This window comes from Citrobacter sp. Cpo069 (assembly GCF_030332785.1).
Lineage (GTDB): Bacteria > Pseudomonadota > Gammaproteobacteria > Enterobacterales > Enterobacteriaceae > Citrobacter > Citrobacter portucalensis.
The window spans coordinates 300,348-324,493 of sequence record NZ_JAOWHD010000063.1; the positions used below are offsets into that span (position 1 = coordinate 300,348).

The 24,146-nt window shown below is 50.9% G+C and carries 21 protein-coding genes, 5 tRNA genes, 1 other RNA gene and 1 pseudogene; 18 read left to right on the forward strand and 10 right to left on the reverse strand.

The genetic code is table 11. The features are described from left to right. Positions 1-401 precede the first annotated feature (401 nt). Entirely contained in the window at positions 402-1,304 is a 903-nt protein-coding gene (locus tag OGY08_RS24075) for a LysR substrate-binding domain-containing protein (protein WP_003022936.1), read from the forward strand. Positions 1,305-1,385: 81 nt separating this feature from the next. Here OGY08_RS24075 and cobO read toward each other — a convergent pair whose 3' ends face one another. The 10 genes and pseudogenes from cobO to glmS form a co-directional block, all read right to left on the reverse strand. Then, a complete protein-coding gene (cobO, locus tag OGY08_RS24080) occupies positions 1,386-1,988 on the reverse strand; it encodes a cob(I)yrinic acid a,c-diamide adenosyltransferase (protein ID WP_241177132.1) in 603 nt (200 codons plus the stop codon). Positions 1,989-1,997: 9 nt separating this feature from the next. Continuing rightward, the gene (locus OGY08_RS24085; RefSeq protein ID WP_241177133.1) at positions 1,998-3,650 is read right to left on the reverse strand and encodes a class I fumarate hydratase; all 1,653 of its coding nucleotides are present in this window, start codon (positions 3,648-3,650) and stop codon (positions 1,998-2,000) included. 109 nt (positions 3,651-3,759) lie between these two features. After that, on the reverse strand, positions 3,760-4,761 hold the full coding sequence (glsA, locus tag OGY08_RS24090) for a glutaminase A (protein WP_032942734.1): 1,002 nt from the start codon (positions 4,759-4,761) through the stop codon (positions 3,760-3,762). Positions 4,762-4,913: 152 nt separating this feature from the next. Continuing rightward, positions 4,914-6,195, reverse strand: a pseudogene (locus OGY08_RS24095) (dicarboxylate/amino acid:cation symporter); the annotation flags it as partial. A 169-nt stretch (positions 6,196-6,364) separates the two neighbouring features. Further along, positions 6,365-6,682 carry a DUF4387 domain-containing protein gene (locus OGY08_RS24100; protein WP_003831425.1) on the reverse strand — a complete coding sequence of 106 codons (318 nt, stop codon included), beginning with the start codon at positions 6,680-6,682 and terminating at the stop codon, positions 6,365-6,367. Further along, positions 6,679-8,049 (reverse strand): acyclic terpene utilization AtuA family protein, encoded by a 1,371-nt coding sequence (locus OGY08_RS24105; protein ID WP_125362526.1) that lies wholly within the window; start codon positions 8,047-8,049, stop codon positions 6,679-6,681. The genes OGY08_RS24100 and OGY08_RS24105 overlap by 4 nt, the downstream gene beginning before the upstream one ends. Before the next feature lie 3 nt (positions 8,050-8,052). Next, entirely contained in the window at positions 8,053-9,294 is a 1,242-nt protein-coding gene (locus OGY08_RS24110; RefSeq protein WP_032942736.1) for a methylaspartate ammonia-lyase, read from the reverse strand. Next, positions 9,294-10,739, reverse strand: a complete 1,446-nt coding sequence (locus OGY08_RS24115) for a methylaspartate mutase subunit E (RefSeq protein WP_003831428.1) — start codon at positions 10,737-10,739, stop codon at positions 9,294-9,296. Before OGY08_RS24115 ends, OGY08_RS24110 begins: the two co-directional genes overlap by 1 nt. Positions 10,740-10,757: 18 nt before the next feature. Next, complete coding sequence (glmL, locus tag OGY08_RS24120; RefSeq protein ID WP_032942739.1) at positions 10,758-12,146, reverse strand: methylaspartate mutase accessory protein GlmL; 1,389 nt, start codon at positions 12,144-12,146, stop codon at positions 10,758-10,760. Then, positions 12,146-12,595, reverse strand: a complete 450-nt coding sequence (gene glmS / locus OGY08_RS24125) for a methylaspartate mutase subunit S (RefSeq protein ID WP_003022963.1) — start codon at positions 12,593-12,595, stop codon at positions 12,146-12,148. Before glmS ends, glmL begins: the two co-directional genes overlap by 1 nt. 1,217 nt (positions 12,596-13,812) lie before the next feature. Between glmS and cydA the strand changes: the two genes are divergently transcribed. The 17 genes from cydA to OGY08_RS24210 all read left to right on the forward strand — a co-directional run bounded on the left by cydA (position 13,813) and on the right by OGY08_RS24210 (position 24,139). Beyond that, a complete protein-coding gene (cydA, locus tag OGY08_RS24130; RefSeq protein WP_008784156.1) occupies positions 13,813-15,381 on the forward strand; it encodes a cytochrome ubiquinol oxidase subunit I in 1,569 nt (522 codons plus the stop codon). A 15-nt stretch (positions 15,382-15,396) separates the two neighbouring features. After that, on the forward strand, positions 15,397-16,536 hold the full coding sequence (gene cydB, locus OGY08_RS24135; RefSeq protein ID WP_003831431.1) for a cytochrome d ubiquinol oxidase subunit II: 1,140 nt from the start codon (positions 15,397-15,399) through the stop codon (positions 16,534-16,536). Positions 16,537-16,550: 14 nt separating this feature from the next. After that, positions 16,551-16,664 carry a cytochrome bd-I oxidase subunit CydX gene (gene cydX, locus OGY08_RS24140; RefSeq protein ID WP_003022970.1) on the forward strand — a complete coding sequence of 38 codons (114 nt, stop codon included), beginning with the start codon at positions 16,551-16,553 and terminating at the stop codon, positions 16,662-16,664. Next, positions 16,664-16,957 (forward strand): cyd operon protein YbgE, encoded by a 294-nt coding sequence (ybgE, locus tag OGY08_RS24145; protein WP_003831434.1) that lies wholly within the window; start codon positions 16,664-16,666, stop codon positions 16,955-16,957. The genes cydX and ybgE overlap by 1 nt, the downstream gene beginning before the upstream one ends. A gap of 542 nt (positions 16,958-17,499) precedes the next feature. After that, entirely contained in the window at positions 17,500-17,904 is a 405-nt protein-coding gene (gene ybgC, locus OGY08_RS24150) for a tol-pal system-associated acyl-CoA thioesterase (protein WP_003831439.1), read from the forward strand. Next, positions 17,901-18,593, forward strand: a complete 693-nt coding sequence (gene tolQ / locus OGY08_RS24155; protein WP_003022976.1) for a Tol-Pal system protein TolQ — start codon at positions 17,901-17,903, stop codon at positions 18,591-18,593. The genes ybgC and tolQ overlap by 4 nt, the downstream gene beginning before the upstream one ends. A gap of 3 nt (positions 18,594-18,596) precedes the next feature. Next, on the forward strand, positions 18,597-19,025 hold the full coding sequence (gene tolR / locus OGY08_RS24160) for a colicin uptake protein TolR (RefSeq protein WP_003022978.1): 429 nt from the start codon (positions 18,597-18,599) through the stop codon (positions 19,023-19,025). A 64-nt stretch (positions 19,026-19,089) separates the two neighbouring features. Next, a complete protein-coding gene (tolA, locus tag OGY08_RS24165) occupies positions 19,090-20,346 on the forward strand; it encodes a cell envelope integrity protein TolA (protein ID WP_008784157.1) in 1,257 nt (418 codons plus the stop codon). A gap of 128 nt (positions 20,347-20,474) precedes the next feature. Then, positions 20,475-21,767, forward strand: coding sequence for a Tol-Pal system beta propeller repeat protein TolB (gene tolB / locus OGY08_RS24170; RefSeq protein WP_003022981.1), 1,293 nt, complete (start codon positions 20,475-20,477; stop codon positions 21,765-21,767). Between the two features lie 34 nt (positions 21,768-21,801). Next, on the forward strand, positions 21,802-22,320 hold the full coding sequence (gene pal, locus OGY08_RS24175) for a peptidoglycan-associated lipoprotein Pal (RefSeq protein WP_003022983.1): 519 nt from the start codon (positions 21,802-21,804) through the stop codon (positions 22,318-22,320). Positions 22,321-22,329: 9 nt separating this feature from the next. Beyond that, on the forward strand, positions 22,330-23,121 hold the full coding sequence (cpoB, locus tag OGY08_RS24180) for a cell division protein CpoB (protein WP_125362527.1): 792 nt from the start codon (positions 22,330-22,332) through the stop codon (positions 23,119-23,121). 165 nt (positions 23,122-23,286) lie between these two features. Further along, positions 23,287-23,362, forward strand: a tRNA-Lys gene (locus OGY08_RS24185). A 137-nt stretch (positions 23,363-23,499) separates the two neighbouring features. Further along, positions 23,500-23,575, forward strand: a tRNA-Val gene (locus OGY08_RS24190). Positions 23,576-23,578: 3 nt separating this feature from the next. Further along, positions 23,579-23,654 (forward strand) — tRNA-Lys (locus tag OGY08_RS24195). A gap of 146 nt (positions 23,655-23,800) precedes the next feature. Beyond that, positions 23,801-23,876 (forward strand) — tRNA-Lys (locus tag OGY08_RS24200). 32 nt (positions 23,877-23,908) lie between these two features. Beyond that, a tRNA-Lys gene (locus OGY08_RS24205) sits at positions 23,909-23,984 on the forward strand. 22 nt (positions 23,985-24,006) lie between these two features. After that, positions 24,007-24,139: non-coding RNA, RtT sRNA (locus tag OGY08_RS24210), on the forward strand. Positions 24,140-24,146 lie beyond the last annotated feature (7 nt).

A 24,146-nucleotide genomic window follows, 5' to 3' on the forward strand; every position in this document is an offset into this window, starting at 1 on the left:
TGTCCTTTATCACATCAATCAAAAAAAGGCAGAAACTACATCAAGGAATGATAAAAAGCAGTCGTTTGCCCGTAAGTTATAACGTGAAATTATCCAAAATTATCGCACTGATAATATTGATTAATCTCGCAAAGTTTTTTCTGCAATAAACAAGATAACTTGAAAAATTATTAAGAACTTATTGGCACCATTTGCTTAGGTTTAACCTTATTTAAATTGTGTTTATTGCTGCTCTTGAGTATTATTGGTTAATATTTATCCGCCATCAGTGTGAGTAAATCATGGATTGGATCAATGACATTAATGGATGAAATAAAATATAACTCTCGGTGCTTATCTGGGTAGCTTGAATTATTTTTTATAAATTAAACTATTTTTGTACGCTGCATATGGAAGAGGTTATGAGAGGAAAAATACCCAAGACGGAGTTGCTGGTAACTTTTGAAGTTGTTGCGCGTCACGAAAGTTATACCCGGGCAGCTGAAGAGCTGGCTTTGACACAAAGTGCTGTTTTCCGCCAGGTAAATGCACTGGAGGATTTTCTCAATACCGCGCTATTTAATCATGCCAAAAAACGCATTTTCTTAAATGCGGCCGGCAAACACTATTTAAGTATCGTTAAAGAAACGTTAAATAAACTTGAACGAGATACGACGACGATAATGACCTGGCAGCCGACGGTACAGGTTATTGAGCTGGCGGTGAATCCGACGTTCAGCACGCACTGGCTGATCCCAAACCTGCGTGAATTTAACAAACTTAATCCTGATATTATCGTGAACATTCATTCCCTGGCGAATATTGGTGATTTTCTCAATCGAGAGTATGACGCGGCAATCATGCGCGAAGACTTTTATTCGCCATGGTCAGGGGTTGAGTACCTGTTTGAAGAGGAAATTCTGCCGGTTTGCAGTCGCTGTTTGCTGGCCGAACCGGAACGAAAACTGGCGGTGAACGAATTACTAAACGAATTTCCGCTCTTGCACCAAAGCACGCGCATCAAAGGGTGGCAGGAGTGGTTTGCGCTGTCAGATGTCAGCAGTCCGCTGGTGAACAAAGGTCCGAGATTTGATTTGTTATCGATGCTGATCGCGGCGGTCCGCTCTAATCTGGGCGTTGCGCTGCTCCCACGTTTTGCCATTCAGCACGATCTGGACAGCGGTGATATGGTCATTCCTTGCGATGTTCCAATGCGTACCGGGAATCGATTTATTATGACGTGGCGTGAAGAGAAATCGGAATCCGAGCATTTACAGATTTTCCGTAACTGGTTGCTCAGTAAGTCCGTGGTATCGGCTGCCTGAGGATGGCTTGCGCCTTATCAGGCCTACAACGATGGGTAGGCCGGATAAGACGCGTTAGCATCGTTATCCGGCAAAAAACGGCTACCAGTCGATCCCAATCTGTGCCTGAATACCGCGGTCAAACGCGTGTTTGACCGGGCGAATTTCACTGACCGTATCGGCCAGTTCCAGCAACAGTGTGTGGCATCCGCGTCCTGTGACGATAACGCTCTGATCGGCAGGGCGATTTTCGATGGCGCTGATAACCTCCTGGGTATCCAGATAGTGGTAAGCAAGCATGTAGGTGAGTTCATCCAGCACCACTAGATCGTAATGCGCATCAGCCAGCATGCGCTTACTTTCCTGCCAGACAACCGTTGCCGCCTCGATATCTGCTTGCCGATTTTGGGTTTCCCAGGTAAATCCGGTACCCATAATATGGAACTCGACGCCGAGGGGGTGCAGGGTGTTGTACTCGCCATTATCCCACTGACCTTTAATAAACTGCGCGATGCCAACGGTTTTTCCGTGACCCACTGCGCGCGTTGCCGTGCCAAAGGCTGCGGTGGATTTTCCTTTTCCGTTGCCGGTGAAGACAATGAGGATCCCTTTCTTCTCCGTTGCCGCCGCTACGCGGGTATCAACCTGCTCTTTCAGCTTCTGCTGACGCTGACGGTGTCTGTCGTTATTGGCGCGCGCTTCCATGGAAACTCCTTAATGCCCTGCCGGACAAGTTGCGCAGCGATGCTGCTGCTCGAACTGGCTAAAGAAGTTATTGCCTTTGTCATCCACTAATACGAAGGCCGGCATATTTTTAACTTCCATCATCCATACGGCTTCCATTCCCAGTTCGGGATATTCAAGGCACTGCAGGCTTTTCACGTACTGCTGCGCCAACAGGGCTGCTGCACCGCCAATGCTGCCGAGGCTAAATCCACCGTGTTTCTGACAGGCATCAGTGACCTGCTGACTGCGGTTACCCTTGGTGAGCATAATGAGGCTGCCGCCTTGTGCCTGGAAAGCATCGACATACCCATCCATGCGCCCGCCGGTGGTGGGCCCCATCGAGCCACAGGCCTGATTTTCCGGGGTTTTGGCGGGTCCTGCGTAGTAAACGATATGCTTTTTCATGTATTCCGGCATCGGTTCGCCGTTATCCAGTCGCGCTTTGATGTTCGCGTGGGCGATATCGCGAGCGACAACAATCGGGCCGCTTAACGACAGGCGTGTACCAATGGGCAGAGCGGAAAGATCATGCAGGATGTCACGCAGCGGACGGTTCAGATCCAGTTGTACGGTCTGAGCGCCGTTTTCTACTCGCTGTGAATCAGGAATGAATTTGCCTGGATTATGCTCGAGTTTCTCCAGCCAGATACCGTGTTTATTAATTTTGGCCTTAATGTTACGGTCGGCAGAGCAGGAGAGGGCCATCGCGATTGGGCAGGAGCCGCCGTGGCGCGGTAAGCGAATTACGCGGATATCGTGGGCAAAGTATTTGCCGCCAAACTGCGCCCCGATGCCAAACTCGCGGCTGGCATTGAGCAACTCGGCTTCCAGCGCCGTATCACGGAACGCCTGGCCCAGCTCGTTCCCGCTGGTGGGTAGATTATCGTAATATTTGGTTGAAGCCAGTTTGGCGGCTTTCAGCGCCTGGTCGGCGGATAAGCCCCCAACCACAAAAGCGATGTGATACGGCGGACAAGCGGCTGTACCCAGTGATTTCATTTTTTCGATCAGGAACGCAGTGAGTTTTTCCGGCTGTAGAATGGATTTGGTTTCCTGGTACAGCGCCGCTTTGTTAGCTGAGCCGCCACCTTTATTGACGAACAGGAAACGGTATTCGTTACCTGGGGTGGCGCTAATATCGATTTGTGCGGGCAGGTTGGTCTGGGTATTGACCTCGGTATACATATCCAGCGGGGCATTTTGCGAGTAACGCAGGTTGTTTTCGGTAAAGGTGGAATACACGCCTTTGCTTAATGCTTCTGCGTCATCTCCGCCGGTCCAGACATGTTGTCCTTTGCTGGCCACAATGGTTGCCGTCCCGGTATCCTGGCAATTGGGCAGAACGCCTTTAGCTGAAACCTCTGCATTGCGCAGCAGCTGCAATGCGACGTACTTATCGTTACTGCTGGCCTGTGGGTCGTGCAAAATGCTGGCAATCTGTTTTAAATGTCCGGCGCGCAGGAAAAATGAAGCCTCATAAAACGCCTGCTGTGCTAACAAGGTTAACGCTTCCGGTGCAACCTTGATCACTTCCTCTCCGTCTAACTCCGTTACCGTAACGTGCTGGTTACTAAGTAATTCATACTCGGTACTATCCTTACTCTGAACAAAGAGTTCCTGCCAGACAAATGGTTTAGACATGTTTACTTCTCACCTCTTCGTGTTGTTTACCGAATGGCGCTTCGCTTATCCGGCCTACGATTAACGCATTGATGTAGGTCGGATAAGCGAAGCGCCATCCGGCGTAAAGTTATTTGGCTAAAAAGACATTGGCTTTTGTCGCTTCGGCGACATATTCGATAGTTTTCTGGGCACGAACGCTGTTTCCGGCTTCATCAAGCGGCGGAGAATAGACCGCAATCGCATATTCGCCTGGGACAACGGCAACCATGCCGCCGCCGACGCCGCTTTTCGCCGGGATGCCAACGGTGTACAGCCATTTACCGCTACCGTCGTAAAGCCCGGCAATTGCCATTTCTGCCAGCACCTGCGGAACATATTTCTCATTCAGCAACTGTTTACCGTTGAACGGAGATTTGCCTTTGTTCGCGAGCACGGCACCCATTTTGGCCAGTTGCTCAACGGTGATATCCACCGAGCACTGGCGGGTATAAATTTCAACGGCTTCGTCAGTGTTGCCATAGAAGCTGTTATAGGATTCCATCAGCTTGGCCAACGCCTGATTGTGCTGGTTGGTTTCCATTTCAGATTTGAAAACCGGTTCGTTCACGGTGAGAGTGGCATCGGCCCAGACGTTCAGGTTGTCGAGGATTTTGTTCCAACGATCTGTTTTGTCTTTGGCTTCGATCAGGCTAACGGTGCTCATGGCCCCGGCGTTTACCAGAGGGTTTTCAGGCGCGCCTTTGGTCAGTTCAACGGCTAAACCTGAGTTGAATGGCATACCGGTGGCATTGGCGCCAAGTTTATCCAGCACTACCTGAGGACCGTGCTGCTCCATGGCGAGCGCCATGGTGAACACTTTACTCAGGGATTCCATAGGGAAAGGTTTGTTAACATCGCCAACCTGGTAGATCTTGCCGTCCACCGTCGCAATGGTGATGGCAAAATTTTTCGGGCTATAGGTCGCCAGAGCAGGGATGTAGTCGGCGACTTTTCCATCGTTGTTACTTTTGTACTTCTGATGAGCCTGTTCTATCAGCTTGGCGTAGTCGGGCGTGGTTTGCGCGAATGTGGTTGCGCTAAACAAGACGCTGAAAGAAAAGAGACTCACGCCGAGAATTGTTTTATTCATTATGCATTCCTGTTGGTGTGCTCATCTTGGTGCCGGATGGCGGCGTACCGCCTTATCCGGCACTACGGATAGTTAAACGTTATGTAGGCCGGATAAGCGCGAGCGCCATCCGGCAATGGCGTTGTGTCAGGACATAGCAACTTCTGACGGTTCGGTAACCGGACGTTCCTGCTCCGGGGACTTCACTGGTGCAGAGCCACGGCAACCCTGGCCGAAGTGTTCACCTTCCCAACGGCTGACAATGGCTGCTCCCATTGCGTTACTCATAACGTTCGTGGCGGAACGACCCATATCGAGGAACGGATCGACACCCATCAGCAGAATCAGACCTGCTTCTGGAATGTTGAACTGGTTCAGGGTTGCAGCGATAACCACCATTGATGCGCGCGGTACGCCTGCCATTCCTTTTGAGGTCAGCATCAGGATTAACAGCATGGTGATTTGCTCGCCCATGCTCAGTTCGATGTTGCACGCCTGGGCAATAAAGACGGTGGCAAATGAGCAATAAGCCATGGAACCGACCAGGTTAAAGGAATAACCGATAGGCAGAACGAAGCTGGCGATTTTTGACGAAACACCGAATTTTTCCAGCTTGTCCAGCGTACCCGGGAAGGCGGCTTCAGAGCTTGAAGTGGTAAAGGCCAGCAGAGCGGGTTCGAGGATTGATTTAGTTAACCGTGCGATGCAAGGCCCGACGATCATAGTAGACAGGCCAATGAGGATCGCCCACAGCATACCCAGCGTCAGGTAGAACTCACCCATGAAGATCCCGGCGCTAACCATCACACCCAGACCACGTTCGGCAATCAGGCCTGAAATAGCGGCAAAAACGGTCAGTGGTGCAAACAACATGACGTAACCCGTCAGCTTCAGCATGACGTGCACCAGTGAATCCAGCACTTTCACGATAGGATCGGCTTTTTCACCAATCGCAGCGAGGCTGCAACCAAGGAAGATTGAGAACACGACGATCTGCAGAATTTCGTTACGCGCCATCGCATCGACAATACTGGTCGGTACCGCGTGTGAGATGAATACTTTCAGCGTGAATGGCTCTGACTTAACGGCGGCAACGGCTCCGACGTCATGTGGCACAAAGTTGATACCTGCGCCTGGCTGGAAGATATTAACGATAACCAGACCCAGTGCAATTGACACCAGAGAGGCGCAAATAAACAGGAAGAAGGTTTTCGAAAATATACGTCCCAGCGTTTTGGCATCGCCCATTTTGGCAATACCTACAACCAGAGTTGAAATAACCAATGGAGCGATAATCATTTTCACCATACGTAAGAATATGGTGGTGAAAATGGAAATGTCTGCTGCATAAGATTTTGCTGTTTCAGCCGCGGCCATATTATTTATGGCCACCCCGGCAATCATGCCGAGTATCAGGCCTAATATGATCATCTTCGTTAAACTAATTTTCTTCATGTGTACTCCATCGGATAAAGGCTGGTAATTGGAATTGTGTAGGGTGGCGTGTGCCTGAACCTGGACAGCAGCTCAGACGCACGCCTGTTGTGACCAACCGCATGAATAATTCGAAGCACTGTGATACAGCTGAATTCTGTGCTCCAATGGTTGTTATTGTGTTTTTTTGTTACAAGTCGAACTCAATACTTAATAATGGAGCGTGTTGCTGCGCACCATAAACATCATTGTCACCGACGTTGCCGGAAATAATATCTCGTGGCATGACGATTTTTACGGCATTCGCTGGATCGAACCAGACGATATTGTGAATAAATTCAGGCTCAACATTATATAAACCGGCAATAAGCTGTGGCGTTAATTGCTCGCAGGCTTTTACCCGCTGATAGTCTTCCCTTGTTTTAAATAAAATATCTAAAACCAGTTCGTACGGTCCGGCGTTTTTGGATCGAATTACTTGCGCCAGTGAACAAATTGAGTGTTTCATGCCTGAACTCCTTCTGGCGTCACCTGTTCAATGTGGAAATCAAAACGCAGCGCATCGCTCGCTTCAATCAGGTGATAGATCGAGAACTCATACACCGGTCCACTCTGAATATCAGATGGCGAGAACGGGAAGGCGAGGTTGCCCGCAGTCGCAATGCGATTTTCATAGCCGTAGTGCAGCAGGGTAGAGCGCACCAGCGAGCAAACGCTGTTGGCGATATCCTGCGTTGGCGCAACGACATCCAGTAAAATTCCCAGTTCATGGCCCGCAGTTTTCATCGGCTCATGGTTGCCCATCACACCGTTCTTACCGTACAGGTGGAACGTCATGCGGATACTGTCGTCATTCAGTGAGAGGTTACGTGCAACGCTTGCCTGTACCTCTTCAAGAATCGTGTCAATCCCGGCAATCATAATAGGGTCACGTGTTCCGGCGATGGTCAGGCAACGGAAGCCAACCTGGCGTGCACCTTCCAGTTTCAACGCATACGGTGTTTCTTCATGCCGTGAACCGCTGACATACACTTCACCCTCGTTAACCTGGGTGAAAGTGCATGCCTTCAGGTTCAGCACACCGCCTGGCCCTGGCAGGAAGTACGGATCTGACTTCTCGTACAGGGTGTGCGCTGCTGCGGAAGTCTCGGTGAACTTACGCTTGGGATTGAACGCCTTCAGCGTAAAGCCGTTATCGTCAATGATTCCCATCGCACAATCTGAGCCGGAGCCAGGGGTGGCGGCAATGGCTGCACACTCAAGGATCTTACCGCAATGAAGCGCCAGACCTTCATCAAAGCCCTGCATAATCGGCAGCGCGGCGAAGCAGGCCGGATCGTAGGCACGTCCGCCCAGGACCACCTGCGCACCGCCTTTCAGCGCACGCTGGAAAGGCTCGACGCCCATCTGCGCGACAATGTAGGTGCTCTCTTCAATGGCCTCGTGAGTCAGTTCAGGCACAAAATCGAGCGCGGTGATTTTGCCGTTATCCAGCGCCTGATGAACGATTTCTTTATCGACATCAGACGGAATCAGCGCCATTGAGAAAGACAGTTTTTCTTCCTGCGCGATCTCATGGATTATCTGGCGACACCACTCCAGATGCGGAGCTGCACCAGAACCACCGGCTGTGCCGATCACGACAGGGATGTTGTTCTTAACGCCTGCCACAATCATATAGCGCAGATCGCGTTTCACACCGGCCCTGTCAGTAAAGGGTTTACCTGCCCCCAGGTAGTGGGGGCCAGGATCGGAGGAACCTGCGTCAACAGCAATAAGATCCGGTGACTCTTCCATGGCTTTACGAAAACTTTCTTCCGGGAAGCCATAACCCAGGATAGCCGTAGGCGATAAGATCTTAAATGTGCGTGCCATCTCTTAATCCTTAGTTTGCAACAGCGCGATGGTGCGGTTCATTTCGTTAAACACGATGTTGAGACCTTCATCGAAACCCATACCCGGTTTGATCAGCATGCGCATTGGACGCGCGGCCAGCGCGACGTGTACGCAGGTACGAGCACTGATTTCCGTTTCGTTACAGGTACCGCCCTGATAGGCTTCCATTCCGTGTTTGTTGCAATACAGCACTGCATCAACGATGTTGTGAATACCGCCCAGGTCCGGGGTTTTAATCTGCACCATGTGGCAGCTGCCCGCGTCGGTGAAGTCCACGATGTCCTGATAGGTGTTACACCATTCATCCGCAACGATTTTCACGCCAGAACCCAGACGAGTCAGCTCCTGAGTGATCTCGGTTAACATGCGGATCTGATCCGGCTTGTTACCGGCATCAACCGGGCCTTCAATGTACAGCGGCAGGCCTTGCGCTTCGGCTTCCAGGCTGGCGATGTATTCGGCGCAACGCACTGGATCCATATCGAAGATCAGACCGATGGTGCCGTAGACATCAATGTGCAGCGTTGGGTGATAGCTATCGTTGGTGCGCAGGCTCAGGATGCGGTTAGATAACCAGCGGACGTACTCACGCAGTTTTTCACCTTTAAAGCCCAGCTTCTCTTCTACGTTATTGATCAGCGCATGCGGTAGGACATCCACACCTTTGAGGATCATCTTGTCGACGGCGATATAACGGTCGTCGCCGCTCTGACCAAATAACGGAATGGCTTCCGGGACGCATGGCAGCTGCCATTCATCACAAACCACTTCGGCTTTCAGACGACCGGTAGCCAGTGCCGCCGCGTCGAGCAGCGCCTGAGACAGACCATAACGTACGGCGGTATGCAGCAGATGGCCGTCAATACGCAGTTCGTCAAAGAAACGGGCATTGGTCAGGAACGAATCAACGTCACGACCTTCCAGCAACGGCTTGATGTGGTCGTTGAGGAACGGAATGAAGTTTTCAGCCAGGAACAGCGGGTCACGACCGCCTGCACCTGAATATTGCACCGCTGCGCAATCGCCCACAGCCACCGCGCCGTTTTCCAGAATCAGCTGTACGGAAACACATTCACCCGCCTGACGAACAGACGTAAATCCAGGCGTTACCGGATCGCCGGTATAGATAAACCCGTCATGACCGGCGCCGTTTTTGATGGCCTGCTGATCGTCAAAATAAAATGAGGAGTAGCCAGCTGTGAAAAGGGCCTGTTTAATTTTCATTATGGTCTTCCTATTAATTTACTGTGGGATACGGCGTTGATGTCATCAATGACCATCTGGAAAGAAGGCTTGCGACCTTCGAAATGTGCGCGCTCTGCAACGTAGTCGTGGTGCAGGGCGAGAATATCTTTCGGCAGCGGCACGGCACCGGCTTCAAGAATACGGATTGCGCCTGTGTTATCGCGAACAGGCAGGATCTTACCGGCGTTACAGGCGGCAGGAGCGAAAGGCACATCCAGCACGCCAGCTTCAAAGGCCAGCACCGTACCGCGCGCAATGTCGCCATTGCCCAGTTCGAAGACTTTCTTCAATACCGCGCGGACTTCGCTCTTAATCAGGTCAACTTCCTGTTCCACGGCAGCGCACTGCGGGAATTTCTGATCGCTGACCATGTTGAGCATCTGGCGTGACGCTTTCAGACCCTGGGCGTTAGCTGCCGCGGTTGGGATACCGAATGCTTCGTGCGGACTTTTGGTAATGACTTTTGTGGCACCAGACATACCGGCAACCGCTGCGCCCCAGGCGATAACGGAGAAGGCTTTTGCTTCATCTTCCGGGAATCCGCCCATCCACTGGTGGAAAACGGTGCTCAGCTCGTAATCGTCGAAGCCATGGTTATGGAAGTATTCGTGGGACAGTTCACGCAGTGCCTGAATAGCAGCGATATCCTGTGTCAGGCTACCGACCTGGCCGTAACCGACGGTAATAGACTTCACGCCCTGCTCCAGCGCCAGCAGACCTTCGATAATCGCGACTGAGTGGGACATGAACGGCGGGATCAGCGTGCCGGTCAGCGGACCAAACGGCTCACGGTTGATGCGAATGCCGTTCTCTTCGTACAGACCCATCAGACGGTCGCAGTACTGCCAGTCACGGATAGATTTTTCCAGGGTTACGCGTTTGGCGTAAGGGATGTTGTAGGAGATACCGCCGCCTTCGTAGCTGGTAAAGCCACTGGCCATGGCGATTTCTGCCAGCAGACGCGCATCCGGTGTACCGTGGCGAACCTGGATCGGTTTATCCAGCGATTCAGTCATACGACGGCAGGCAGCAACCCCGTGATTGACGACCGGTAAACCATTCAGCTTGGAAGTACCTGCTTCGATGGATTTTTGGATCCCGACAGCGGCTTCTTCATAGCGGTTCAGACGGGTATAGGCATCGATAGTACTTGGCAGGAGGTCGCACTCTTCCTGCAATGTTTTGAGCAGCGCAATATGCTCATCCATTAATGCCACACCTGCGCGCGGCTGGCTCAGAGTTTTACCTTCCTGATCGGCCTTCAGCAGGGCGAGGGAGAAACGCTTTTTCTCTGGAATTGATTGCTGGTACTTCACGCCATCTTCGAAGTTCTCAACGTCTTTGCCGGTTTCCCAGGTTTGTAACACCTGATGCCTTTCGGTCATGAATTCGTCGTGGGTCAATTTTTTATTTCGAAGTTCCATTCGTAGCTGCCTTAAGTTTTATAGGGTTAAACACTGAATGCTGGTGCGAGCAGCGGCTTGCGGGTACAGCCTGGCGACGTTTGCCAATAGAGGGAGCAGGCCATTTGAATCGCGGTAATACTCAAACTGATTCGGTAACAGAATTCTTTTACCCTGGTCGTCCAGCTCCCTGTATTTGAGCCAGTTATGGATATCGAACTGGCTGGCGCGAGAGAGCCATCCCCCTGAACCGACGATTTTGCGTACGGTGGTGAGATCGCGACCCATCTGTAAATCCACATTACCCACGCAGGTGCAAACCTGCTTTTTAGTGCCCGCGTGGCGCTCAGCGGCATAGCCCACGCATAAACCTGCCAGCAGGGTGTCGAAATATTTCTCTTCCTCGCTGAGTGGCAGGTAATCCGGTTGCCCAACCAGGTGGCGTAGATAGCGGTAAAACGCTTCCTCGCGCTGTGGCTGCTGGGCGAAGATGACTTTCACCATATCCTGCGTGCTTTCTCCCACTACAACGGCGGAAACGCGCATTCCAAGGTCGCCTTCAACGGTACGTTTGACGAACGGTTCAGGAACACCATGCAGGACGGTATCGGGGGAGAGGGTATTCGCGCTGGCCGAATAGACATCCGTGGTGGCTCCGCCCATATCAATCAGCATGAATTCCTTCCATGCGCTGTCGTAATCGCTAATGGCTTTGACTAACTCATATACCGTCCATGGCGTCGGCATAGGCTCTTCGCCTGTTTCGCCGACGATAACGTCCAGACCTTTGCCTTTGACGATGCGTGACAAGAACACATCGCAAATCGCCTGGCGAGCGGCAAACGGATTCGGGTGATCGAGGTCCGGCAGAATGTTGTCTACCGTGGTCAGATCCTTATGTCCCAGAATCGTTTGTATTTCGTCCTGAATGTCCCGGTTTCCGGCGTAGATAATGGCGCAATCAAGCTTTGAGCCTGCCAGCGCGTGCGCATTCGCCAGGCCGTAACTTTCTTCGCCACCGTCTGTCCCGCCGGTAAACAACAGAATGTCTGGCGGTGATGATTCCAGCTCCTGGATGTCATGACGGTTCAGCTTGTACGAATAATATTGCGCGATTTTCGCTCCTGCCGAATGGGCGGTAACTTTTGCCGACTCCAGCGTAATGGAAGGCACCAGCCCCATTGCTGCAACGGCGAGCCCACCTTTCGCTGAGGAGGAGTATTTCAACTGCACTTCACCACTTTTCAGTAACGGGCGAGCATCGGCAACATTCAGCACCTGATTCAGGCTGGCAAAAAAACCGTCTGCCAGATGATGTGTGGTGGTTGGGGTCAGGACATGGTTTACCAGGGTTAATTCCTCGCCTTCATGTGCGAAGAGGGCTGCCTTGGTCCATGTCGAGCCGATATCGACAGAAACTGTTTGCATCAGATGGCCTCTTCCAGGCAACGCTGTTCGAGGCCATTGTGTTGGTGAATATCATTAGTGATAAGCGCGCAAACATCTTCCAGATCGTGGCTGGGGGCGAAGACCCGGTTAAAGCCCATCTCTTTAAACTTCACTTCCACGTCGGCGAAGTCATGTTTACCGACGACCAGGTTGCCGCCGACGTACAGCAGAATGTCGCCAAGGCCGCGTTCGATGCAGCGCTCACGTAGTCCGAGGCAGTCAATGTCGCCATGACCGTAGATAGAGGACACCACGATGGCATCGGCGCCTGTTTCAATCGCAGCATCAATATATTCATCCTGGCTCACCATCACCCCGAGGTTGATTACGTGAAAATCATGAGCAGTAAAAACGCGATCCAGAACTTTATTACCTACTGCATGGCAGTCAGCACCGATGACGCCAATAACAAGTGTAGATTTCTTCATGGGTAATCCTCTGTAGGGCTGATGGTCAATAAGTGAAATTATTTTCTAATATTTAGAACATGGATTGTGACAACCTCTTAATAGGGTTGGAGTTTCTGTGGAAGCGAAAAAGGAAGCAATTGATCTATTTTCAAAATATCCTGACAAAAATGATTGTTATGTTTGTTATCTATAAAACCCTTTCATAATCAATATGATGGATTATCTTTTCTTAGCTGGGTTTAATTTGTTAGGGAATTGGGTAATAAATGACTTGCCATGTTTGTGATCGAAATCTTATTTTGTTATGCGCGCCGTTTATGACGTGTTTTAAATAATTTCAAAAATCCCAATTACTAATTAACTTGTGAACGACATAACGGTTTTTTATTTTTTAATCTTATATGTCACAATTCATTTTTGTTAAATTTAGGATAAAAATGATAAGGAAATGTTTGTGGCATATTTAATCTTTGCCACATAAGAGAAGAGGGGGGGGTAATGATAACTTTCAGTGATGATTTAAGCGAAACGTCAGCGTTCTGTCGCAGAACGACAAACGCAATGCATCGGTCATTGTGGAACGTTTTCGCTTCCAGTTGAGATAGTTACATCTCGGTGTTAATTATAAGTAAAATTTAAATGAACAATTTGTATGAAATAACAAATCCATGACTTGCTAAACAAAAAACTGTGAGCTACCCAGCATTAGTGATTCTTTATCTGCTATCAATTTTGTCAGCCGGGCTGGTTAAAAGATCGTGTACATTTAAATAAATATCCTATCATTTGTAGTAACGGTAATTACTCATTGAAAAACATGTTGTTAACATCGCGTTTACTAGTGGCGTGAGTGCTAAACACTATTAACATTAAATTTGAAAATTGATTTAAATCAATGTTTAAAACTTGGAAAACAGCACCAAAAGAGGTTAAATTGCTTCAGATCAAATTGGTTTGAAAGTGGTAAATTAGCTATAAATTGATCACTATCGAAAAATGCAAATTTGTCTCGATAAAAACCTGTTTATTGTAAGGATTTTACGGCGTAATATAATTGCGGGATCAATTTGAGTGTTTTATTAACATGTTTGTAACCTTTCATCATTGTCCTTTCTTCAAATGAGAGGAAAGGGTAGCGGCGGAAGGAAGCAGATAAATTTGTATTGGGGCATGCGTGTGACCCTTTCTAACGGGGTTCACTCTCGGAGTCTTCATGCGATGAGCAAGGAGTCATGATGTTAGATATAGTCGAACTGTCGCGCTTACAGTTTGCCTTGACCGCGATGTACCACTTCCTGTTTGTGCCACTGACGCTCGGTATGGCGTTCTTGTTGGCCATCATGGAAACGGTCTACGTCCTTTCCGGCAAACAGATTTATAAAGATATGACCAAGTTCTGGGGCAAGTTGTTTGGTATCAACTTCGCTCTGGGTGTGGCTACCGGTCTGACCATGGAGTTCCAGTTCGGGACTAACTGGTCTTACTACTCCCACTATGTAGGGGATATTTTCGGTGCGCCGCTGGCGATCGAAGGTTTGATGGCCTTCTTCCTCGAATCCACCTTTGTAGGTCTGTTCTTCTTCGGCTGGGACCGTTTGGGTAAAGTCCAGCATATGTGTGTCACCTGGCTGGTGGCTCTGGGTTCTAACCTGTCCGCGTTGTGGATTCTGGTTGCGAACGGCTGGATGCAGAACCCAATCGCAGCGGATTTCAACTTCGAAACCATGCGTATGGAGATGCTGAGCTTCTCTGAACTGGTGCTCAACCCGGTAGCACAGGTGAAATTTGTTCACACTGTGGCATCTGGTTATGTATGTGGCGCGATGTTCGTTCTGGGTATCAGCTCCTACTATATGCTGCGCGGTCGTGACTTCGCGTTTGCTAAACGTTCTTTTGCTATCGCTGCCAGCTTTGGTATGGCTGCTATTCTGTCTGTTATCGTTCTGGGTGATGAATCTGGTTACGAAATGGGCGACGTGCAGAAAACCAAACTCGCTGCGATTGAAGCAGAATGGGAAACTCAGCCTGCACCGGCTTCCTTCACGCTGTTCGGTATTCCGGACCAGGATGCGCAGGAAAACCATTTTGCGATTCAGATTCCTTATGCGCTGGGCATCATTGCCACCCGCTCTGTTGATACACCGGTCATTGGTCTGAAAGACCTGATGGTGCAACACGAAGAGCGTATCCGTAACGGGATGAAAGCGTATCAGCTGCTGGAAGAACTGCGTGCTGGTACTACCGACCAGGCCGTTCGCGACCAGTTCAACAGCATGAAGAAAGACCTGGGTTATGGTCTGCTGTTGAAACGCTATACGGACAAAGTTACCGACGCGACCGAAGCGCAAATTCAGCAGGCAACGAAAGATTCTATTCCTCGTGTTGCGCCGCTGTACTTCGCTTTCCGTATCATGGTGGCATGCGGCATTCTGATGCTGGCAATTATCGCGGTGTCCTTCTGGACTGTGCTTCGTAACCGTATCGGTGAGAAAAAATGGCTGCTGCGCACCGCGCTGTATGCGATTCCTCTGCCGTGGATTGCTATTGAATCCGGTTGGTTTGTTGCAGAGTACGGTCGTCAACCGTGGGCGATTGGTGAAGTGTTACCAACAGCCGTAGCGAACTCTTCGCTGACTGCTGGCGACCTCATCTTCTCGATGCTGTTGATTTGCGGCCTGTATACCCTGTTCCTGGTGGCTGAACTGTATCTGATGTTCAAGTTCGCACGCCTTGGGCCGAGTAGCCTGAAAACCGGTCGTTATCACTACGAGCAGTCCACTGTGACTTCTCAGCCGGCACGCTAAGACAGGAGTCGTCAAATGATCGATTATGAAGTATTGCGTTTTATCTGGTGGCTGCTGGTTGGCATTCTGCTGATTGGTTTTGCAGTCACTGATGGATTCGACATGGGGGTGGGCATGCTCACCCGTTTCCTCGGTCGTAATGATACCGAGCGTCGAATTATGATTAACTCCATCGCCCCGCACTGGGACGGTAACCAGGTTTGGCTCATCACCGCGGGGGGCGCACTGTTCGCTGCCTGGCCGATGGTGTATGCCGCTGCGTTCTCCGGTTTCTATGTGGCGATGATTTTGGTTCTGGCGTCCTTGTTCTTCCGTCCGGTCGGTTTTGACTACCGCTCTAAGATTGAAGATATGCGCTGGCGCAACATGTGGGACTGGGGCATCTTCATTGGTAGCTTCGTGCCACCGCTGGTGATTGGCGTGGCGTTCGGTAACCTGCTGCAAGGGGTTCCGTTCCACGTAGATGACTACATGCGTTTGTACTACACCGGTAACTTCTTCCAGTTGCTGAATCCGTTTGGTCTGCTGGCAGGTGTCGTGAGCGTTGGGATGATCATCACCCAGGGTGCGACCTATCTGCAGATGCGTACGGTAGGTGAACTGCATCTGCGTGCTCGTGCAACTTCACAGGTTGCGGCGCTGGTGACTCTGGTCTGCTTCGCGCTGGCCGGTGTGTGGGTAATTTACGGTATTGACGGTTATGTTGTGACCTCTGCACTGGATCATCATGCCGCCTCTAACCCGCTGACCAAAGAAGTGGCTCGTGTGGCTGGCGCATGGATGGTGAACTTTAACAATGCACCTATCCTGTGGTTGGTTCCTGCTCTGGGCGTGGTTCTGCCGCTGTTGACCATCCTGACTTCTCGCATGGAGAAAGGGGCATGGGCGTTCGTCTTCTCCTCACTGACGTTAGCCTGCATCATCCTGACTGCCGGTATCGCAATGTTCCCGTTTGTGATGCCATCCAGCACCATGATGAACGCAAGTTTGACCATGTGGGATGCCACCTCCAGCCAGCGTACATTGAATCTGATGACCTGGGTCGCGGCGGTGTTTGTACCGATCATTCTGCTGTACACCAGCTGGTGTTATTGGAAGATGTTCGGTCGCATCACTAAAGAAGATATTGAAAGCAACACCCACTCTCTGTACTAAGTAAGGAGCTTAAAATGTGGTATTTCGCATGGATTTTGGGAACGCTTCTTGCCTGTGCATTTGGGATAATCACAGCGCTGGCGCTTGAGCACGTTGAATCAGGCAAAGCCGGGCAAGAAGATAGCTAATGACCAACATTATCGCGATGGTATACAACGCGATGGACAAGCGCCCCTTGCGGGCGCTTTCATTTGTGCTGGCAATCGTGTTGGCTGGCTGCATATTCTGGGATCCGTCTCGTTTCGCGGCCAAAACCAGTGAGCTTGAAATCTGGCATGGTTTCCTGCTGATGTGGGCGGTCTGCGCAGGCATTATTCACGGCGTTGGCTTCCGTCCTCGCGCCGTACATTGGCAGGGCATCTTCTGCCCGCTGATCGCGGATATTGTCCTCGTTGTTGGTCTGATTTTCTTCTTCTTTTGAATAAGAAACATCCTTAAATATTTATGGGCTTGCATAAGCCCATAATTTTTTACTCTCCGTTTACTTTCCCCCATTCCAAAGCACCATTCCCGCGCGTATAGTAGCGAAGTTTGAAAGCACTAACCTGAGGTTGTGCCCTGTGGTTGTGTGCGGTTGCGACGCTGTACCATCAGGACGTTATCAAGGCGGAGTGCGCTGGACATAGTAGAACTATGTCCAAGTGCGACAACACAGAGAACATCCTGATGGAACGCGTCCCGAAGGGCTGAGAATCTTTTTGCACAGTACTGCGTTACTTGCGTCTTGTTTGGAATTACCAAACTTCGCCACTCGCGCCTTGTTCTGTGCAAAAATTTTCGTCAGCGCCATCCGCGAACAACCACAGGACACAACCTAATTGCATTACCGGGATGTACAGTGAAGACAGCGCGATATACAACGACATTCTTGATGCATCGCGGCGGCAAGAACGCGAACCACCAGACGCTTACAAAGGTAAGTAACTGGTGCGAGTGGGCGAAGCCAACAAAGAGGCAGTAGGAATGAATAAGTATATGTTTCGATGGCCGGTTCGTGTCTATTATGAAGATACCGATGCCGGTGGGGTGGTTTACCACGCCAGTTACGTCGCTTTTTATGAAAGAGCACGCACAGAAATGCTTCGTCATCATCACTTCAGTCAGCAGGTCCTGTTGGCCGAACGTGTAGCCTTTGTGGTGCGCAAGATGACCCTCGAGTATTTTGCGCCTGCCCGGCTCGACGATATGCTCGAAGTTCAAACCGAAATTACGTCAATGCGTGGCACCTCATTGGTTTTCACGCAACGCATTGTCAACGCAGAGAACACCGTGCTGAATGAAGCCGAAGTTCTGATTGTTTGCGTTGATCCACTCAAAATGAAGCCTCGTGCGCTTCCCAAGTCTATTGTCGCGGAGTTTAAGCAGTGACTGACATGAATATCCTTGATTTGTTCCTGAAGGCAAGCCTTCTGGTTAAACTTATCATGTTGATTTTGATTGGTTTCTCAATCGCATCCTGGGCCATTATCATCCAACGGACCCGTATTCTTAATGCTGCTTCACGTGAAGCCGAAGCATTTGAAGACAAGTTCTGGTCCGGCATTGAATTGTCGCGCCTGTACCAGGAAAGCCAGGGGCGTCGTGATAATTTGGCGGGCTCGGAACAAATTTTCTATAGCGGATTCAAAGAATTTGCGCGTTTGCATCGGGCAAATAGCCACGCGCCGGAAGCGGTCGTAGAGGGGGCTTCCCGTGCGATGCGTATCTCGATGAACCGTGAACTGGAAACGCTGGAAACGCATATTCCATTCCTCGGCACCGTTGGCTCCATTAGCCCGTATATCGGTCTGTTCGGTACCGTTTGGGGGATCATGCACGCATTTATCGCGCTGGGCGCGGTAAAACAGGCGACGCTGCAAATGGTCGCACCGGGTATCGCAGAAGCGTTGATTGCAACGGCTATCGGTCTGTTTGCGGCAATTCCAGCGGTTATGGCCTACAACCGTCTGAACCAGCGCGTGAACAAACTGGAACTGAATTACGACAACTTTATGGAAGAGTTCACCGCGATTCTGCACCGCCAGGCGTTTACCGTTAGCGAGAGCAACAAGGGGTAAGCCATGGCCAGAACGCGTGGACGAGGTCGTCGCGAACTCAAGTCCGAAATCAATATTGTACCGCTGCTCGACGTACTGCTGGTGCTGTTGCTGATCTTTATGGCAACCGCACCGATCATTACGCAGAGTGTGGAAGTCGACCTGCCGGATGCGACCGAGTCGCAAGCCGTCAGCAGTAACGACGAACCCCCGGTCATTATTGAAGTTTCCGGTATTGGGCAATACAGCGTGGTGGTTGAGAAAGATCGTATGGATCAACTACCACCGGAGCAGGTTATTGCGGAAGCGAAAAGCCGCCTGCAGACCAATCCGAAAACGGTCTTTTTAATCGGTGGTGCGAAAGACGTGCCTTATGATGAAATAATTAAAGCGCTGAACTTGTTACACAGTGCAGGCGTAAAATCGGTTGGCTTGATGACGCAGCCAATCTGATGACTGCGTTTTGCTGGCTTGAAAGATAGCACGTAACAGGCGAACAGTTTTTTGGGAACCGAGAGTGTCAAAGGCAACCGAACAAAACGACAAGCTCAAAAGGGCGATAATTATTTCAGCGGTGCTGCATGTCATTTTATTTGCAGCGCTGATCTGGAGTTCGTTCGATGAGCACATTGATGCTTCAGCCGGCGGCGGTGGCGGTTCGTCCATCGACGCCGTTATGGTCGATCCTGGCGCCGTTGTGCAACAGTACGACAGGCAGCAGCAACAGCAGGCAAGTGCGAAACGTGCTGAAGAGCAGCGTGAAAAGCAGGCGCAGCAGCAAGCTGAAGAACTTCGCGAGAAGCAGGCAGCTGAGCAAGAGCGACTGAAGCAGCTGGAAAAAGAACGTTTAGCCGCGCAGGAAAAAGTGCGCGAACAGGCGGAACAGCAGAAGCAAGCTGAAGCCGCCGCAGCGAAAGCGCAAGAGCAACAGAAACAGGCTGAAGAGGCTGCGGCGAAGGCTGCTGCAGACGCGAAGGCTAAAGCTGATGCTCAGGCTAAGCAAGCGGCAGATGCCGCGAAGAAAGCCGCTGCGGACGCACAGAAAAAAGCTGAGGCTGAAGCCGCTAAAGCCGCCGCTGATGCGAAGAAAGCTGCAGAAGCACAAGCTGCTAAGGCAGCTGCGGACGCTGCGAAGAAAGCACAGGCTGAGGCTGCTAAGCAAGCAGCAGCCGAGAAAGCTGCTGCTGAGAAAGCAGAAAAAGCCGCTGCCGCGAAAGCTGCCGCTGCTGAAAAAGCGGCGGCTGATAAGAAAGCCGCTGCAGAAAAAGCAGCAGCAGACAAAAAAGCTGCAGCTGAGAAAGCCGCTGCCGATAAGAAAGCTGCGGCAGATAAAGCAGCTGCTGCTAAAAAGGCTGCGGCCGAAAAAGCCGCTGCAGCCTCTGGCGTTGACGACTTGTTGGGTGACCTGAGCTCCGGTAAGAATGCACCGAAATCGGGCGGTGGAGCGAAAGGAAACGGCCAACCGGCGAAAGATAGTGGTACAAGTGGTGCCAATGGCGGTGCATCTGGCGCTGATATCAGTGCTTACGCATCTCAAATTCGCAATGCGATCCAGAGCCGTCTGTATGGTGCAGATTTGTATGCAGGTAAATCTTGCGTATTACATATCAAGTTAGCACCCGATGGTCTGTTACTGGATGTGACCGAAGAGGGCGGGGATCCGGCATTGTGTCAGGCTGCGCTGACGGCTGCGAAAACCGCCAGAATTCCTAAACCGCCTAGCCAGGCAGTTTATGAAAAAGTAAAAGATGCCAAACTGGACTTCAAACTGTAATAACGACCCCTGAGAAATCAGGGGAAACGGTCTAAGGTTGAGACAGAGTTCTGGTAGTTTTGTGTATTTGAGTTTGTTAACATTCTGCTAAATTATCGTGGGCTTTCCGTCCAGATAAGGGAGATATGATGAAGCAGGCATTACGAGTAGCATTTGGTTTTCTGATGCTGTGGGCAGCGGTGCTGCACGCAGAAGTACGTATCGAGATCACCCAGGGGGTGGACTCGGCGCGCCCGATTGGTGTTGTCCCCTTCCAGTGGGCAGGACCGGGTGCTGCACCTGAAGATATCGGTGGTATCGTAGGTGCTGACCTGCGTAACAGCGGTAAATTTAACCCGTTAGACCGTTCTCGTCTGCCTCAGCAGCCCGGTACCGCGCAGGAAGTTCAACCTGCTGCGTGGTCTGCGCTGGGCATTGATGCCGTAGTCGTCGGCCAGGTTACGCCGAACCCGGATGGTTCTTACAGCGTTGCCTATCAGCTGGTTGACACCGGTGGCGCACCGGGTACCGTACTGGCACAGAACACCTATAAAGTGAACAAGCAGTGGCTGCGTTACGCGGGCCATACTGCAAGTGACGAAGTGTTTGAAAAACTGACCGGCATTAAAGGTGCATTCCGTACCCGTATCGCTTATGTTGTTCAGACCAACGGTGGTCAGTTCCCGTACGAATTACGTGTGTCCGACTACGATGGTTACAACCAGTTCGTGGTACACCGTTCTCCGCAGCCGCTGATGTCTCCGGCGTGGTCCCCGGACGGTTCAAAACTGGCGTACGTTACCTTCGAAAGCGGTCGTTCTGCACTGGTTATTCAGACACTGTCTAACGGCGCGGTTCGTCAGGTAGCCTCGTTCCCACGTCACAACGGTGCGCCTGCGTTTTCTCCGGATGGCAGCAAACTGGCGTTTGCCCTGTCTAAAACCGGTAGCCTGAACCTGTATGTCATGGACATTGGTTCCGGTCAGATCCGTCAGGTGACGGATGGTCGTAGCAACAACACGGAACCTACCTGGTTCCCGGACAGCCAAAACCTGGCCTTTACGTCTGACCAGGCCGGTCGTCCGCAGGTATATAAAGTTAACGTCAACGGCGGTGCTCCGCAGCGCATTACCTGGGAAGGTTCGCAAAACCAGGATGCGGATGTGAGCAGCGACGGTAAATTTATGGTAATGGTAAGCTCGGCCAACGGTCAGCAGCACATTGCCAAACAAGATCTGGTAGCGGGTGGCGTACAAGTTCTGTCGTCAACGTTCCTGGACGAAACGCCAAGTCTGGCACCTAACGGCACTATGGTAATCTACAGCTCTTCTCAGGGGATGGGATCCGTGCTGAATTTGGTTTCTACAGATGGGCGTTTCAAAGCGCGTCTTCCGGCAACTGATGGACAGGTTAAATTCCCTGCCTGGTCGCCGTATCTGTGATAATAAATAATTGATTAATAAAGGAATCATTGAAATGCAACTGAACAAAGTGCTGAAAGGGCTGATGATTGCTCTGCCTGTTATGGCTATTGCAGCGTGTTCTTCTAACAAGAACGCCAGCAATGACGGCAGCGAAGGCATGCTGGGTGCCGGCACTGGTATGGATGCAAACGGCAGCGGCAACATGTCTTCTGAAGAGCAAGCGCGTCTTCAGATGCAACAGCTGCAGCAGAACAACATCGTTTACTTCGATCTGGACAAGTACGATATCCGTTCTGACTTCGCTGCAATGCTGGATGCTCACGCTAACTTCCTGCGTAGCAACCCGTCTTACAAAGTCACCGTAGAAGGTCATGCGGACGAACGTGGTACTCCTGAGTACAACATCTCCCTGGGTGAGCGTCGTGCGAACGCCGTTAAGATGTACCTGCAGGGTAAAGGCGTTTCTGCTGACCAGATCTCCATCGTTTCTTACGGTAAAGAAAAACCTGCAGTACTGGGTCATGACGAAGCGGCTTACGCCAAAAACCGTCGCGCCGTACTGGTTTACTAAGAGAATTGCATGAGCAGTAACTTCAGACATCATCTGTTGAGTCTGTCGTTACTGGTTGGCATAGCGGCCCCCTGGGCCGCTTTTGCACAGGCGCCAATCAGTAGTGTCGGCTCTGGCTCGGTCGAAGACCGTGTCACTCAACTCGAGCGTATTTCTAACGCTCACAGTCAGCTTTTAACCCAACTCCAGCAACAACTCTCCGATAATCAGTCCGATATTGATTCCCTGCGCGGTCAAATTCAGGAAAATCAGTATCAACTGAATCAGGTTGTTGAACGCCAGAAGCAGATATTGCTGCAGATGAATAATCTTGGTAGCGGTAGTGCACCTGCGGCGCAATCTGCGGGCGGCGATCAGAGTGGGGCAGCAGCAACCCCTGCACCTGATGCGGGTGCAGCGGCAGTGTCAGGTGCTCCGGTACAAACTGGCGATGCGAATACCGATTACAATGCGGCCATTGCTCTGGTGCAGGATAAATCCCGCCAGGATGACGCGATTGAAGCATTTCAGAACTTCATTAAAAAGTACCCAGACTCAACTTACCTGCCAAATGCGAATTACTGGCTGGGTCAGTTGAATTACAACAAGGGGAAAAAAGATGATGCAGCGTTCTATTTTGCTTCAGTAGTCAAAAACTTCCCGAAATCACCAAAGGCTGCAGACGCGATGTATAAAGTCGGCGTCATCATGCAGGACAAAGGTGATAAAGAGAAAGCGAAAGCCGTTTATCAGCAGGTTATCACTAAATACCCTGGCACTGATGGCGCGAAACAAGCGCAAAAACGCCTTGGCGCGATGTAATGAACACCATGCGACCAGAAATCGTGTTAATTCTGGTCGCGTCGTGTGATTCCTAAGCAGTTGAGTTATTTACATCGAAATTTTTGTTGCGCTAAAATCTGAAATCAGTAATATATGCCGCCGTTGCCAAGGGATATCAAACAGCCCGAAAGCGGCAAAAAAAGTGGGTCGTTAGCTCAGTTGGTAGAGCAGTTGACTTTTAATCAATTGGTCGCAGGTTCGAATCCTGCACGACCCACCAATCGCTAAGGTGGAACGCGATTGTAAAACGTGAAGGATAACGTTGCGTAAGCAACGGCCCGTAGGGCGAGGCGAAGCCGAGTCATCCTGCACGACCCACCACTAACTTAGTTAGTAAGTAGTATCCAGCGCAGTATCGGGTGATTAGCTCAGCTGGGAGAGCACCTCCCTTACAAGGAGGGGGTCGGCGGTTCGATCCCGTCATCACCCACCACTCGGGGCGTTAGCTCAGTTGGTAGAGCAGTTGACTTTTAATCAATTGGTCGCAGGTTCGAATCCTGCACGCCCCACCAACTTTAACATCGTACTCAGATGTTAAACGTGAAGGATAACGTTGCTTTAGCAACGGCCCGTTAGGGCGAGACGAAGTCGAGTCATCCTGCACGCCCCACCAATTTATTGGTGGCACCGAGTAAAAATTTTCAGGTTATACCCGAGCGGGTCGTTAGCTCAGTTGGTAGAGCAGTTGACTTTTAATCAATTGGTCGCAGGTTCGAATCCTGCACGACCCACCATCCTGAAAGTATTAAGAAGTAAACCCCATAAGGGGGCGTTAGCTCAGTTGGTAGAGCAGTTGACTTTTAATCAATTGGTCGCAGGTTCGAATCCTGCACGCCCCACCAGTGTAAAAAGGCGCCCTAAAGGCGCCTTTTTGCTATGCGCAGAATTAACGATTCGAACCTGCTGCAGGTTCGGGTCTCACGTAGTGAGACAACGGAGCCGTTTACGGCGACGGCCCGGAGGGCGAGCAAAGCGAGTCATCCTGCACGCCCCACCAGTGTAAA

Excerpts from the sequence above, each read along its gene's own strand:
- cydB (WP_003831431.1), top strand. The coding sequence starts at position 15,397 with ATGATCGATTATGAAGTATTGCGTTTTATCTGGTGGCTGCTGGTTGGC.
- ybgC (WP_003831439.1), top strand. The coding sequence starts at position 17,500 with ATGAATAAGTATATGTTTCGATGGCCGGTTCGTGTCTATTATGAAGAT.
- tolB (WP_003022981.1), top strand. The coding sequence starts at position 20,475 with ATGAAGCAGGCATTACGAGTAGCATTTGGTTTTCTGATGCTGTGGGCA.
- cydX (WP_003022970.1), top strand. The coding sequence starts at position 16,551 with ATGTGGTATTTCGCATGGATTTTGGGAACGCTTCTTGCCTGTGCATTT.
- cobO (WP_241177132.1), bottom strand. The coding sequence starts at position 1,988 with ATGGAAGCGCGCGCCAATAACGACAGACACCGTCAGCGTCAGCAGAAG.
- OGY08_RS24075 (WP_003022936.1), top strand. The coding sequence starts at position 402 with ATGAGAGGAAAAATACCCAAGACGGAGTTGCTGGTAACTTTTGAAGTT.
- OGY08_RS24085 (WP_241177133.1), bottom strand. The coding sequence starts at position 3,650 with ATGTCTAAACCATTTGTCTGGCAGGAACTCTTTGTTCAGAGTAAGGAT.
- cpoB (WP_125362527.1), top strand. The coding sequence starts at position 22,330 with ATGAGCAGTAACTTCAGACATCATCTGTTGAGTCTGTCGTTACTGGTT.
- glmS (WP_003022963.1), bottom strand. The coding sequence starts at position 12,595 with ATGAAGAAATCTACACTTGTTATTGGCGTCATCGGTGCTGACTGCCAT.
- tolR (WP_003022978.1), top strand. The coding sequence starts at position 18,597 with ATGGCCAGAACGCGTGGACGAGGTCGTCGCGAACTCAAGTCCGAAATC.
- ybgE (WP_003831434.1), top strand. The coding sequence starts at position 16,664 with ATGACCAACATTATCGCGATGGTATACAACGCGATGGACAAGCGCCCC.
- OGY08_RS24110 (WP_032942736.1), bottom strand. The coding sequence starts at position 9,294 with ATGAAAATTAAACAGGCCCTTTTCACAGCTGGCTACTCCTCATTTTAT.
- OGY08_RS24115 (WP_003831428.1), bottom strand. The coding sequence starts at position 10,739 with ATGGAACTTCGAAATAAAAAATTGACCCACGACGAATTCATGACCGAA.
- pal (WP_003022983.1), top strand. The coding sequence starts at position 21,802 with ATGCAACTGAACAAAGTGCTGAAAGGGCTGATGATTGCTCTGCCTGTT.
- cydA (WP_008784156.1), top strand. The coding sequence starts at position 13,813 with ATGTTAGATATAGTCGAACTGTCGCGCTTACAGTTTGCCTTGACCGCG.
- glsA (WP_032942734.1), bottom strand. The coding sequence starts at position 4,761 with ATGAATAAAACAATTCTCGGCGTGAGTCTCTTTTCTTTCAGCGTCTTG.
- OGY08_RS24105 (WP_125362526.1), bottom strand. The coding sequence starts at position 8,049 with ATGGCACGCACATTTAAGATCTTATCGCCTACGGCTATCCTGGGTTAT.
- glmL (WP_032942739.1), bottom strand. The coding sequence starts at position 12,146 with ATGCAAACAGTTTCTGTCGATATCGGCTCGACATGGACCAAGGCAGCC.
- OGY08_RS24100 (WP_003831425.1), bottom strand. The coding sequence starts at position 6,682 with ATGAAACACTCAATTTGTTCACTGGCGCAAGTAATTCGATCCAAAAAC.